11 protein-coding genes are annotated in these 12,833 nt (G+C 53.9%); 7 read left to right on the top strand and 4 right to left on the bottom strand.

The genetic code is table 11. The features are described 5' to 3' along the window. The first annotated feature begins 136 nt into the window (after positions 1–136). The 5 genes from pgi to GCD22_RS16465 all read left to right on the top strand — a co-directional run bounded on the left by pgi (position 137) and on the right by GCD22_RS16465 (position 6,272). The gene (pgi, locus tag GCD22_RS16480; RefSeq protein WP_031575995.1) at positions 137–1,759 is read left to right on the top strand and encodes a glucose-6-phosphate isomerase; all 1,623 of its coding nucleotides are present in this window, start codon (positions 137–139) and stop codon (positions 1,757–1,759) included. A gap of 105 nt (positions 1,760–1,864) precedes the next feature. Beyond that, positions 1,865–3,034: a D-alanyl-D-alanine carboxypeptidase family protein gene (locus GCD22_RS16475; RefSeq protein ID WP_010637560.1), complete on the top strand. Its 1,170-nt coding sequence runs from the start codon at positions 1,865–1,867 to the stop codon at positions 3,032–3,034. 49 nt (positions 3,035–3,083) lie between these two features. After that, positions 3,084–5,564 carry a penicillin-binding protein 1A gene (locus GCD22_RS16470; RefSeq protein ID WP_031575997.1) on the top strand — a complete coding sequence of 827 codons (2,481 nt, stop codon included), beginning with the start codon at positions 3,084–3,086 and terminating at the stop codon, positions 5,562–5,564. Positions 5,565–5,574: 10 nt separating this feature from the next. Then, positions 5,575–5,703 carry a hypothetical protein gene (locus GCD22_RS18805; protein WP_254892803.1) on the top strand — a complete coding sequence of 43 codons (129 nt, stop codon included), beginning with the start codon at positions 5,575–5,577 and terminating at the stop codon, positions 5,701–5,703. A gap of 113 nt (positions 5,704–5,816) precedes the next feature. Further along, positions 5,817–6,272: a DUF3617 domain-containing protein gene (locus tag GCD22_RS16465; protein ID WP_010637556.1), complete on the top strand. Its 456-nt coding sequence runs from the start codon at positions 5,817–5,819 to the stop codon at positions 6,270–6,272. An 8-nt stretch (positions 6,273–6,280) separates the two neighbouring features. Here GCD22_RS16465 and GCD22_RS16460 read toward each other — a convergent pair whose 3' ends face one another. Beyond that, complete coding sequence (locus tag GCD22_RS16460) at positions 6,281–7,177, bottom strand: LysR substrate-binding domain-containing protein (protein ID WP_024893094.1); 897 nt, start codon at positions 7,175–7,177, stop codon at positions 6,281–6,283. A 121-nt stretch (positions 7,178–7,298) separates the two neighbouring features. Here GCD22_RS16460 and GCD22_RS16455 point away from each other — a divergent pair, with 121 nt between their 5' ends. After that, complete coding sequence (locus GCD22_RS16455; protein ID WP_031575999.1) at positions 7,299–8,486, top strand: TDT family transporter; 1,188 nt, start codon at positions 7,299–7,301, stop codon at positions 8,484–8,486. 54 nt (positions 8,487–8,540) lie between these two features. Continuing rightward, positions 8,541–9,842, top strand: a complete 1,302-nt coding sequence (locus tag GCD22_RS16450) for an OprD family outer membrane porin (RefSeq protein WP_153940867.1) — start codon at positions 8,541–8,543, stop codon at positions 9,840–9,842. Here GCD22_RS16450 and GCD22_RS19060 read toward each other — a convergent pair. From GCD22_RS19060 to GCD22_RS16435, 3 genes are all read right to left on the bottom strand, one after another. Then, a complete protein-coding gene (locus GCD22_RS19060; RefSeq protein ID WP_176212074.1) occupies positions 9,805–10,080 on the bottom strand; it encodes a hypothetical protein in 276 nt (91 codons plus the stop codon). The genes GCD22_RS16450 and GCD22_RS19060 overlap by 38 nt on opposite strands. 42 nt (positions 10,081–10,122) lie before the next feature. After that, positions 10,123–11,445 (bottom strand): OprD family outer membrane porin, encoded by a 1,323-nt coding sequence (locus GCD22_RS16440; protein ID WP_031576005.1) that lies wholly within the window; start codon positions 11,443–11,445, stop codon positions 10,123–10,125. A gap of 184 nt (positions 11,446–11,629) precedes the next feature. After that, positions 11,630–12,547, bottom strand: a complete 918-nt coding sequence (locus tag GCD22_RS16435) for an extracellular solute-binding protein (protein WP_031576007.1) — start codon at positions 12,545–12,547, stop codon at positions 11,630–11,632. Between the last annotated feature and the right edge of the window lie 286 nt (positions 12,548–12,833).

Here is a 12,833-nt window from a genome sequence, read left to right as displayed (position 1 = left end):
ACCGAGTGCTATAAAATAACCCGGTATAAAAATACCTGCTTAAATTATTATTGCGGGAAATTACTGGCATGACCTAATCTTTAAGCGGATATATTCGATCGGTTTATCCTGTTTGCTTTGACCAAGGAGTCGCCTCATGTCTGCAGCCCCTCTGACCGCTTCACCCGCATGGCAACATTTACAGGCACACCGCAAGAGCTGGGAAGATGTCACCCTGCGTCAACTTTTTCGGGAAGACCCTCATCGCGCCGGGCATTTTTCGGCAGAAGCCTGCGGGATTTATCTGGATTACTCCAAACATTTGCTGCGTCGGGAAACCTTGAATCTGCTTTTTGATCTTGCCCGCAGTCGTGATCTGGAAGCGCGCCGAGACGCCATGTTTGCCGGGGAAAAAATCAACCATACCGAGGGTAGGGCCGCATTTCATGCTGCTTTGCGGGCACCCAGGGGTACGATCATGCGCACCGGGGGGGTGGACGTTGTCCCTGAAGTGCATCAGGTGCTGGAGCATATGGCCCGTTTTACCCGGGCCATTCATGAACAGTCCTGGCGGGGGGCCACTGGCCAGCCGATTCGGCAGATTGTGAATATTGGCATTGGCGGTTCTTACCTGGGCCCGGAAATGGCCTGGAAAGCCCTGCGTGCCTACCGGCATCCCGATGTTCATCTGCATTTTGTGGCTAACGTGGATGGCGCGACGCTCAGCGATGTGACGGCGCATCTGGATCCTGCAGAAACTCTGTTCATTATTTCATCCAAGACGTTTACCACGCTGGAAACCATGACCAATGCCCATGCCGCCCGGCACTGGATTACCTCTGCTTTGGGCGAAGACGCAGTTTCCCGGCATTTTGTGGCGGTTTCCACCAATGCGGAAGCCGTCAAGGCCTTTGGTATGGATACTGAACATATGTTCGGCTTCTGGGACTGGGTGGGGGGCCGCTATTCCATGGATTCGGCTATTGGCTTGTCCACCATGCTCGGCGTGGGGGTGCAGCATTTTCAGGAAATGCTCGCCGGTTTTCATGCCATGGATACGCATTTCCGGAATGCGCCGCTGGAACAGAATCTGCCGGTGTTACTGGGCCTTATGTCCATCTGGTACAACAATTTCTGGGGAGCGCAAACCCAGGCTATTTTACCCTATGCTTATGATCTGGCGCGTTTTCCGGCCTATTTACAGCAGCTACAAATGGAAAGTAATGGTAAAAGTGTCGATGAAGCCGGGCAACTGCTGTCCGTAGATAGTGGTCCCATTATCTGGGGCGAGCCGGGAACCGATGGACAACATTCTTTTTATCAGCTGATTCATCAGGGTACGCGATTGATTCCCTGCGATTTCATTGGTTTTTGTCATCCCCTCAGTGCTTCAGCAGAACCGCATGAATTGTTGATGGCGAATCTGATTGCCCAGGCAGAGGCTTTGGCTTTTGGCAAAACGGCGGAGGAATTGCGTGCTGAGGGTATTTCCGAAGCGCAAGTTCCCTTCCGCACGTTTGCCGGAAACCGTCCGAGTAGTGTGCTTCTCGTGGATGCCCTGAGTCCGTATAGTCTGGGTACACTGGTTGCTTTGTATGAACACAGCGTATTCACTCAGGGGATCATCTGGGGCATTGACTCTTTTGATCAGTGGGGTGTGGAATTGGGTAAGGTGCTGGCTCAGCGCATTGTTTCTGATATGCAGGGTAAAACCCAACATCCCCATGATGGGTCCACATCGACCCTGCTGGAACGCTATTTGCGGCGACGTGGCCACTAGATTTTTCGGGAATGACCGGGTCCCGTGCAACGGGGCGGGAACTTTTACCCGGCTATGGTTTTCCAATGAGGAATTATTAGCCGGATTGAAGAGCCGCCCAACAACATGAAACTGCCCATTGTTCTGGCCATTACGGCCGTATTTTCCTGGGGGAGCGTCGCCTGTGCGGCTGTTCCGCCTCTACCTCCCATGCCTACTTTGCCGCCGCCACCACCCATGCCGGCGCCCCAATTGACGGGGATTCAGTCTGCCGTTTTGCTGGACATCAACAGTGGTCAGATTCTGATGGCCGAAAATGATGAAAAGCCGGTTAATCCTTCGGGCCTGGTCAAGCTGATGACCGCCTACCTGATGTATCAGGCGGAAAAGCAGGGTTTGGTCCAGCCCGGCGAAAATGTGCACGTGTCCAATGACGCCTGGCATGCCCAGGGTTCCCGCATGTTTATTCAACCGGGAATGCCAGTGACCATGACGCAGCTCACCCATGGACTCCTGATTGACGGCGGCAATGATGCCGCCATTGCCATTGCCGAGACGGTGGCCGGCAGTGTTGGTGGTTTTGTGGATTTGATGAACCATGACGCAGCGGCCATGGGATTGCAGCACACCCATTTCACCAATCCAGATGGTCTTCCACAGCCGGGACAAACCAGCACCGCGCTGGATCTTGCCCGCTTGTCAGCGCGTTTGATTCAAAGTTATCCGCAAGTGATGCAGGTTGCCGGTAAGGTTTCCTATACCTATAACCACATCACCCAGTACAACTATAATCCCTTGGCCGGGCAGAATGGTGTGAATGGCCTGGGAGTGGGTTTGGCGGGTAAAAACAGCTGGAATCTGGCGGTCAGCGCAACTCGGAATGGTCGTACATTGGTGGCCGTGGTTTTGGGTGCGCCTTCGCGCAGTGCTGCGGGCAGTGATGCCAGCGCCTTGCTCCACTATGGCTGGAACGGTTGGCAGAATGTGTCTCTCTACAAGGCGGGGGCAACCGTTGCCCAAATCCATAACGGCGACTGGAGCCCGGCAACAGTGCAGGGGGTGACGGCAGGACCGGTCGTGGTTTCCGAACCCAAGCAGCAGAAAACCCGGTTGCAAACCCGCTTCGTACCGACTCCCAACCTGAAGACCCCTCTCGCAGCGGGGGCTGAAATTGGTACCCTGCAAATTTCCTGGCACGGTCATGTCCTGAAAACGGTTCCTGTTCAAACCCGAAGTGCGGTGAAGCCGGCGGGCTGGTTTACCCGCCTGATTCACGAGGGCGAGTCATGGTTATGACTGGTAACAAGAGCACCTGCTTTATAGCCCTTCGGATCTGGGGCTGATTTTGGCTGCGCGTGGAATTTCTTCCCGGCGCCGCTGGGTGTTCTGGACGCTTGTCGTGCTCCTGCTGGTTGCCCTGAATATTGTGGTGGGGATCGGGGTTTGGACCTGGCGGATATGGCAGGAATTACCACCCGTCGTGCAACTCGAAAACTGGCACCCTCAGGAGCCGTTACGTATTTATGCGGACAATGACCACCTGCTGCAGGTGGTCGGGCCGCAACTGCGCTATGCCCTGCCTCTGAAGCAAATTCCCAAGACGCTGCAAGATGCTTTTATTTCTGCCGAAAATTCAAAATTCTATAGTCATAATCCGATTTATTATCCGGTCAGCTTTCCGGGCATTATCCGCGCGGCATTTGTGGATCTGGTGCATATGGCTCCCGTGCAGGGGGCCAGCACCATCACCGAACAGGTGGCCCGCAACTTTTATTTGACCCCCAAAAAAACCATTACCCGTAAGGTCGCGGAAATTCTGCTGGCTTATAAACTGGGCGCGCGTCTGCATCGTCCGCAAATTCTGGATTTGTACCTCAACAAGATTTATCTGGGCGAGGGGGCCTACGGGGTACAGGCAGCGGCGAAAACTTACTACGGCAAAACCGTCAATCAGCTGACTGTTGGCGAGATGGCGACCCTGGCGGGCCTGCCGGCGGCACCCTCGGATTTCAATCCGATTGCCTCACCCGCTTCGGCAAAAACCCGTCGCGATTATGTATTGCGGCATATGGCGCATTACGGATATATCACCAAGGCACAGGAAGAAGCGGCTCTGGCAGAACCCATCAAAGCCCGTTATCACGCTCCGGCCAGCAACATAGCTCCCTATGCCACCGACTGGATTCGTAACTGGCTGGAAAAACATTTTGGGGCTGATTTTACCTACCGCACCGGTCTGCGGGTTTACACCAGCATCAACCCCACTGACCAGCGTGCTGCTGATCGGGATATTGCCGTGGGTCTGGAAAACTACGGGATGGGTCTGGACAGCATGGACCCCAAGGCCTGGCATGGTCCAATTGCCCAGTTATCGACGGCAGCCATGGAAGCCGCGCTACAGGGACAGCGGCCCAGCCAGTTACCCAACCATAATCCGGCCAATTTGCACTGGGGAGTCGTAGTCAAATCTACGCCGGAAATGGCGACGGTTTCCTTCGAAGGCCGTCATCTGGTACATCTGAGCTTGCGCGACGTCGCCTGGGCACGGTCTGCTCCCAAGGGTAATCCCCCCACCGCCGTCAATCAGGTGCTGCAACCCGGTGATTTGATCTGGCTGCGGCGTTATGTGGTCGCCGCCACTTCAGGAACAGGCAATCCGGTCTGGGGCACCAAGGTTTGGCACAATATTCCTCACAGTGGTTGGCAGTTGGCGCAGATTCCCCATGTGCAGGGTGCCCTGGTGTCGCTTGCCAGCCGCTCAGGGGCCATCCTGGCTTTATCGGGGGGCTTTAGCTATGAACTCAGCCATTTTGACCGGGCTCTATACGCCTTCCGGCAGCCGGGATCGGGGTTCAAACCTTTTGTGTATTCTTCGGCCATGGACGCGCCGACCTATCTGGCCAGCGGGCGCAAACATTATCTTACCCCGGTTTCCCTCATTGCCGACACGCCGCTGGTGATTCATCTCGGTAACGGACAGGTTTATGCGCCGACCAACTACAGTCGGACTTTTTCGAATATTCCCTTTCCTGTTTGGGAAGATCTGGCGGACTCTCATAATGTGCCGAGTGTTCGCCTGTTGATGCATGTCGGCATTCCTTACGCCAAGCGCTATGTGGAGCGTTTTGGTATTCCGGCAAAACAGATACCCGCTTCCCCATCCATGGTATTGGGGTCCGGAGACTTTACCCCCCTGCAAATCGCGCGCGGCTATGCCGTGTTTTCCAGCGGCGGTTTTCTGCCGCATCCCTATTTGATTCGGAAAATTGTCACTGCGCACGGCACCACGGTTTCACTGATGGATTGTCCCCTGGGGTATCGTCCGCCACCCAAACAGACGGTCATTCCGCCGGGGGTGGCTTTTCTGATGACGCGAATGATGGAGCGGGTTATCCGGGTCGGTACAGGGGTCGCCGCGCAGATCTTGCACCGTCATGATCTCGCCGGGAAAACCGGTACCACCAATCATGAGGATAATGCCTGGTTCAATGGCTTTAATCCCGATATTACGACATCCGTTTGGGTGGGCTATGACAATAATCAGTCCATGGGGACCTGGGCGGCGGGGGCTCGCGAAGCCTTGCCTATCTGGATTCGCTATATGCATACGGCGCTGACGCAGTATCCGGATGTGGGTTTCTTCCAACCACCGGATGTTGTGACGGCACGTTATAACCCCAAAACGGGTGACCTTGCGCCTCAGGGCGATCCAGGGCATCAGTATCCCATGGGATATTTTTTGTCCGGTTACCTGCCACCCAAGCCCAAACCCAAGATCAGTGCGGAAACCCGGAGTTTTATTCACGCATTGATGCATATTTTCTAGGAGACGGAGAATGAAGCAGTGGTTGGCCCTGATAATTATCGCCCTGTGTTTCTGGGGAGCTTTTGAAGTCAGTCACCACTGGCTGGTGCAGCATCCCGACCATCCTGACCAGCGCACCTTAAAGGTCATTTCTCATTAGGTAAAGGCTGTTACGCAGAGGTGTTTTTAATATCGTAGCCACGCATATTTGTGTTACATTTCTGGCCGTCCAGAAAATTTTTTGAGTCTGCAGATATTATCAAGGGAAGCCTTATGCGCCGTTTAGGAATCGCCATTTTATTACTGGCTGGAGCCAGTTCCGTTTCTGCCTTGGCTGCCGATGCGCCCATGCAGCCGGGGCTCTGGATGATGCATGTTTCTGGTACAACGAAAGTCTCTTCGCCGCCAGTCAGTACGCCCATGGAACGCAGTATGCAAATTTGTGTGAAAGCCCATCAAAAACCGGAATCCGTTTTTCTGCCTGCGGGAAGTGATCGCTGTACCGGCAGTCATAAAGTTTTGCCCGATGGCAAAACCCAATGGACTTTTCACTGTCAGGCACCGGGGGCCTCCATGACCCAGGTAGGTTGGTTTCAGACCAGCGCCCGTCATCTGAATTCGCACTGGGTCATTACTGCTATTGTGCATAGCGAGGCTCATTACGAAACAGTGACTGATATGCAAATGCAGGGCACTTACCTCAGTGCCCACTGTGGAAAAGTCAAATAAGTCGCTAGTTAAACAGAAGGCTGGCGCAGCAACTCCAGAAAAGCTCTGCTGCTGTGGCTGGCTTCCTTGCGATATAGCACCGAGAGGCGATGACGAATTTGCGGTTCCGTATTCAGGGTGATCAGCCCCGGACGCTGCCCACCACTGTCATTCAGTGCTGAAACAAAACTTACCCCCAAACCGCAACGTACAGCATCACGAATAGCCGCGAGACCACTCAACTCATAACGGATTTCCGGATAAATTCCGGCATCTTTGAGGGCTTGCAGAGCATGCTCGCGAATGCCTGACCCTTCTTCTCTCCATACCAGTGCGGTGGACCCCAATTCCTGCAAAGGTAATGGTTTTTGCGCCATCTGCAGCCAGTGCGGGTTTTCCGGTGCCAGCAGGACAATAGTGGTTTCCCGGAGGGTTTCCTGAACCCACTCGCTCTGTGCAGGCGAGGCCAGATCATCTTCTACAAAAACCAGATCAGCCTGATCGCGCATGGCCCTGGCGGCGCGGCTGTTGGTGGCTATGAGGCGCAGAGACACCCCTGGATATTGTTGCTGGAACCGGGCAATGGCTTGAGGTAGCAGGGTTTCCGCATTGCTGTGGCTGGCGAGAATGGATAGCGAGCCACGCAGCATTTTTTCGGTGTCCTGACAGAGATGGCGGGCGTCTTCCAGGGCATTTTCGATTTGTTCGGCAATGCGTAACAGCGCCATCCCCATGGCCGTAGGGGTGATACCGTGGCGATTTCGCTGATAGAGCGGTTCTCCGACAATTTCCTGGAGGTTTTTGAGACGGTGAGAGACTGCGGGCTGGGTCATGAACAGACTTTCTGCCGCCGCATGGAGATTGCCATGGCGCGCCGCCTGGGCCCAGACCAGCAACAAAACAGGATCAATACGCTGATGCAGCATAAAAGGGCTCCAGTATTTTAGAAATTACCTGTGATTATTATAACTATGAAAAATTAGCATTAGATGAATATCCTGTCCAGGTGCAAGCTAGCTACAAATTCATTGCATCGGAAAAATCGTCATGAAAATCCTTGCTGAAGTTCCAGGAAATGATCCCAGGGAAATCATCCGTCATTTCACACCCAACTGGTTCGCCGCCAATATGGGTACGGGCATTTTGGCGCTCATGATCGCCGAGTTTCCTTATGGCGACTGGGGTCAGAAAATCTTTGCACAGGGTTTATGGACCATTAACGTATTATTTTTCGCACTGTTTGCCCTGCTGTTTCTTGGGCGGGCGGCGTTTTATCCCGCCAGCTTTCGCCGCCTCTTTCATCATCCGGTGCAGTCCCTTTTCATTGGTGCCATCCCCATGGGTTTCGCCACCATCGTCAATGGCATGCTGATTATCTGGCCGGTCACGGCGTTGTCCCTGCAAATCACCAATGTCATGTGGTGGGTGGATGTGGCTTTGGCGCTGTTTTCGGTGCTCCTGGTGCCGTACTTCATGTTTACCGCCCAGGAACACAGCGTTGAAAAAATGACGGCTGCCTGGCTGTTGCCCATTGTTCCCCCGGAAGTCGCAGCGGCCAGTGGCGGGTTATTGGCGCAGCATTTGTCCCCCGCGTTGGGAAGCACCGTCATTTATGTGAGTTATCTGCTCTGGGCCGTTTCGGTGCTGCTGGCCATGGGGATTCTAGCTATCCTGCTTTTACGCCTGACCCTGCACAAGCTCCCCCATCAGGACATGGCGGTGTCCGCCTGGCTGCCTTTGGGACCCTTGGGAACCGGTGCCATGGCGATGATTACTCTGGGTTTGGCCGATCAGAAAGTCTTTGCGGGAACGACCCTTGCGGGAATGGGTGATTTTGGTTTCATGGCAGGCCTCTTTGTCGCCCTGATTCTCTGGGGATTCGGGCTGTGGTGGATGCTGATGGCGGTATTTTTTACCCTGCGTTATCTGGGCGAAGGTCTGCCTTTCAATATGGGCTGGTGGGGTTTTACCTTTCCCCTGGGCGTCTTTAACGCAGCCACCTACCTGCTCGCCAGGGAGACCAACTGGAGCGTGTTTTTACCCTTGGGAGCGCTGTTCACCATTGCTTTGGCCTTTTTCTGGGTCATTGTGACCCAACGCAGCTTTAAGGGCATGTGGAGTGGGCGCCTGTTTCGTGCGCCCTGCCTTTCCGCCGAAACAGGATTGCCGGAAGCCTGTGCTATCCAAAGTACGCCGCTTCTGACGGAAAACGACCTCAGTGAAATGAGGGATTAGAAGGATCTGAAAAAATCATTCAGAACTTTGTCGTAATAAAAGGAGATATCAATCATGAAATATCCAATGATCGCTGCTGCTGTAGGCGCTTTGCTCATGGGACCTCTAGTGGCCCAGGCCGATACTATGCCCCATGCGGAGCATTACCAGACGATTCAACAGTTTCTGGAAGCCGGCAAGGTCACCGGGAATATCCGTTCCTACTACTTCAATCAGCTTTATGGCGGCAGCCCATTACCCAATAAGTATGCCTATTCACTGGGCGGCATGTTGAAAGTGCAAACGGCGCCGCTCTATGGCTTGAGCGCCGGTGTGGCTTTTTATACGGCCAATAGTCTGGGTGCCAATGATCTGAATGCTCCCGGTTATACCCATCTGGATGCGCTCTTGATGGGGGAAAAAGACAGTCTGAATGTGCTGGGACAAGCCTATTTGCAGTATCAGGATCGCTGGTTGAAAGTGAAAGCCGGAGACCTATTGCTACATACCCCCTGGATGAATCCGTCGGATGCTTTCATGATTCCAAGCACCTTCCAGGCGGTCACCGTGCAGGCCAATACTATTCACAACCTGCAACTGATCGGGATTCGCGAGTTTCGCTTCAAAAACCGGATACAGGAAAATTACTACCGAGAAACCCTGCTGAATCAAAATCCCATTTATCCCGACATGCCGGATCATATGGATGGCACACTGGCTTTCGGGGTGAAGGCGCATTGGCAGGGCTTGAAATCCAGCGCCTGGTTCTACAAGTTTTATGATTTGGCGAATCTGTTTTACGGTACTGTCCATTATGGAGTGTCCGGCTTGCCCTATGGCTTGAAGCCCTTCGCCGACTTTCAGTATGCGCGGGAATGGGCGGACGGCGCGCAATACGCGGGTCCCGTCAACGCGACCGTGTTTGGTGGCATGGTAGGTCTGCAAACGCCTTTGGGCCAGGTTTTTGCGGCTTATGATGATATTCCCGGTCGCAGTCCGTTTTCCATGGGTGGCCGGACTTTGTATAACGGCGGATTTGTTTCTCCCTATACCCAACAGTACAGTGCCGATCCACTGTACACCAGCATCATGGATTATGGGCTGGTCTCATCTTCTGCGGCGGGACATGCCTGGAAGTTTGGCTTTTTGATCCATCCCCTACGGCAATTGCGGATCAAGTATTCCTACAGCATGTATTGTACCCATCCCTACCTGCCGAACGTAGACGCCAACTATCTGGATGTGACCTATACCCCGGGAGGATTCTGGAAGGGATTATCTCTGCGTAACCGTCTGGCTGTAGATCATAGCAATCCCTATGCGAACTATCACGGAACCTTTATTGATGATCGTTTGATGTTGCAGTACGCCTTTTAAGGGCGTTTAAGCAAAGTGATGTGGTATTGATTTGCGGTGGTAAGGCGACCTCCTCCGTCTTAAACTCAAAGAGGGTGACGAAGTTTTCGCTGCTATCAAAGCCAGTGAAGTCAGTATCGAAAAACCCTGAAGCGACCTTTCCTGGCGATCCACCGTAACGCAGAGCAGGGCGTGTCGCTGTTCGATTACCCTGCAACTGCTGCCACGGATTCTCGGCAATGGCGAGTGTTTTACTCACTGCTATTGCCTTGGTCATTCCCAAGCGGTGACTATATCGCCGTTAAAATTTATAGGTAAACATCACCCGATTATAAACGAAGGAGTGCTGAGGGGAGCCGGGGAATAAGCCCTGCACGCCGCCATTGCCGACCTCCACCTGATCCCGCAAGCACAGCCCTTTGAACATGCCCTGCGGAAAATAGCTGACGTTGAAGTGGGTCCAGTTGCTGTTGCCGGAAAAGTAAGTGGTGAACTGCGAATAGCCGGCGGTGAGTTGTACCTCTTTGGGCAAAACCCAGTAAGCGGCGCGGACCCGCCAGCCATGTCCGGGGCCGACACCCACCAGACCCTGAATCATGCTGTCCACATACAGTGGGTCCGCCGTATAGCCGACGGTGTAGGGAGAGATAATGGCTCCACCACCGAGGGCGTGAGCGTGTAATTCGGTAGCATCATAGCCCCACCATAAACTTCCGTGGGGAAAGCTGACGCCGGTTTTGATTCCCCAGTTGGTACTGTTGACGCCTTGTCCGGATTGACCAAACAGAGTGGTTCCAGTGCTGGCAAAGGCTTCTCCGGCACCCCATTCCCGTGTGAACTGGGCGTCTACAAAGGGTTTGAGGACGAAGGATGTCGGCAGGGCGTAGTGGCCGCTCCAGTAGAACATGTTGGCAAATTGATCAAACTGATAAAACCAGGCATCAGTTTTGGCTGTGAGCCAGTGGTATCCGGCACCAAAGGCGAGTACCCCGTTGCTGGCCGGAGTGTCGGCGGGCAGGACGTTGGGTCCACCATAGAGAGAGTCACCATCATAGTGGCCAGGGTAATAGAGATTGTCCCGGTAGAACTGGTCAGTAGTACGGTCCTTCCAGCGGAAAATCCGCAGGGCGCTCAGGGTCAGCCCACTGACGGGATGAGCCTCCAGGGTAACACCCTGATAGGTGACGGGAATGACGCGGCCACCCACCCGATTCAGCCAGGGAGTATCGACCAGTTGATTGCCGACCTTGGCGGTGATCCAGTGATCCTGATATTCCAGGTAGGCTTGTCCAAGCGCGTTGACGGAGGGACTATCGCCCATCAGGGTCTTATCGACCCGGTCAGGATTGCTGGCGAGGGTACCCATGGCGTTGGCCGTATAAAAACTGACTCCTACCCGGAATCCCGATAAAAAAGGAGCGGTTAAAACATTGATGCGTCCTGCCAGAGAGTAAGCATAGGCGTTGGGCGTATCCGCTGTGCCGTACAGACGGCTGAAGTAGTAAGAGCGAATTTGTCCGTCGATTTTGCTTTTTGCAAAAAACTGGCCCAGGGTTTCAGCCTGAGCATGGACGCAGCTCAGTATGCTGGCGGCAGTCATGGCCGTTACGAGCATTTTTTTCATGAAAGAACTCCAAATAGAACGATGGTTAAATGCGATAGGTTTTTTGATATATAGCGAATGGCACTCAAGAGCAGCGAAAGCGGTGACGAAACAGACAATCAATCCATGAGCTGTTGGTAATGCAGCAAGCCGGACATGAACTATGTCCGGCCCGCATCAGGAAACGAACAGGCGCAGAAAAAACTTACTTCAGGACGGGGCCTTTGGGTTCGCTGTATCCGGTTTCCTTGAACATGGCCTGGCCCTGGGGGCTGGTCATGAAATGGATGAACGCCATGCCCAGTTTGGGATCAGGTGCGTCGCTGGGCACTGCCGCATAAAACACCAGCGGCTGGGTGTGGACGGTTTTGGTTTTGCCATCCACATTCAGGGTGAAATGGACCTTGCTGTACCAGTCCTTGGACATGGCCGGATCGCTGAGATTGATTTGATCGGGCAGGGTAATGTAGGGCAGATGCAGGGATTTTACGGCGCTTAAGTAACCCGAAGAAGCCGCCATCTGACCACTTTTGAGTCGCGCCAGCAGGGAGGCTTCGGTGAAAATCTGCTGCTGGTTCTCGACCGGGCCGAGAATGTTTTTGACCAGATCCGGCTGGTGATAATACTTTTCTGCCAGCATGAAGGTGAAAACAATGTTCTGTCCCTGCGGGTCGGTTTTGGGGTCGGTACGGCCAAAACGCACGCCCGGCATTTGCAATACCTTGTACCAGGGCATTTTACCCGCAGCCGCCTTTTCAAAATCCTTGGCATAGGGGCTGTTGGGACTATATGCAATGCACATGGCGGTGCTGGCTACGGGATAGGCTTCCTTGACCAGACCGGCTCTCATGAGGACTTCAATGGGTCCGGGAGTGATGGAGACAAACACATCGGTGCGCAGTTTGTGTCCGGCGATGAGATGTGCCAGACCATAGGCCCCTTGTCCTTCTCCTTGATAATTGACCTTGTGCGCTTTGGCAAAGGCCGGCCCCAGGTGCAAATCCATGACGGCACCCATGGAGCCGGCATAGGCGACGCGAAAGTCCTGAGCACTGGCGATGACCGGCAGGGTCATCAGGGTAGTGGCAGCGATGAGGTAAACAGCGGTGTTGCGTGGTTTCATTGTGGGTGTTCTCCTTTTTGGATATATACGATCATATATAACGATACCCAAGACATCGGTCAAGTACTTCATCAAAAATTCCTCCGCCGCGCTTTCTGCTGCAGGTACAGGGACTTTTCGAGATCCGAAAGTTTGTTGGTTTGCTGGCAGTCAGCCTGCGCTGCTACGCGGGTCCCGTGTGCTGCCGTCCGGGACTCTGAACGTGCTGATCAATCCGCAGCATTACGAAGCGGCGCAGTGCGTGATTACTGCCATCTACCATTGGCCTCTGGAACCGCGCGTGAAG

The sequence above is a fragment of the Acidithiobacillus thiooxidans ATCC 19377 genome, assembly GCF_009662475.1.
Classification (GTDB): Bacteria; Pseudomonadota; Gammaproteobacteria; order Acidithiobacillales; family Acidithiobacillaceae; genus Acidithiobacillus; species Acidithiobacillus thiooxidans.
Note: the sequence above shows the minus strand (reverse complement) of the source record. Positions and strands in the feature narration are given on the sequence as shown.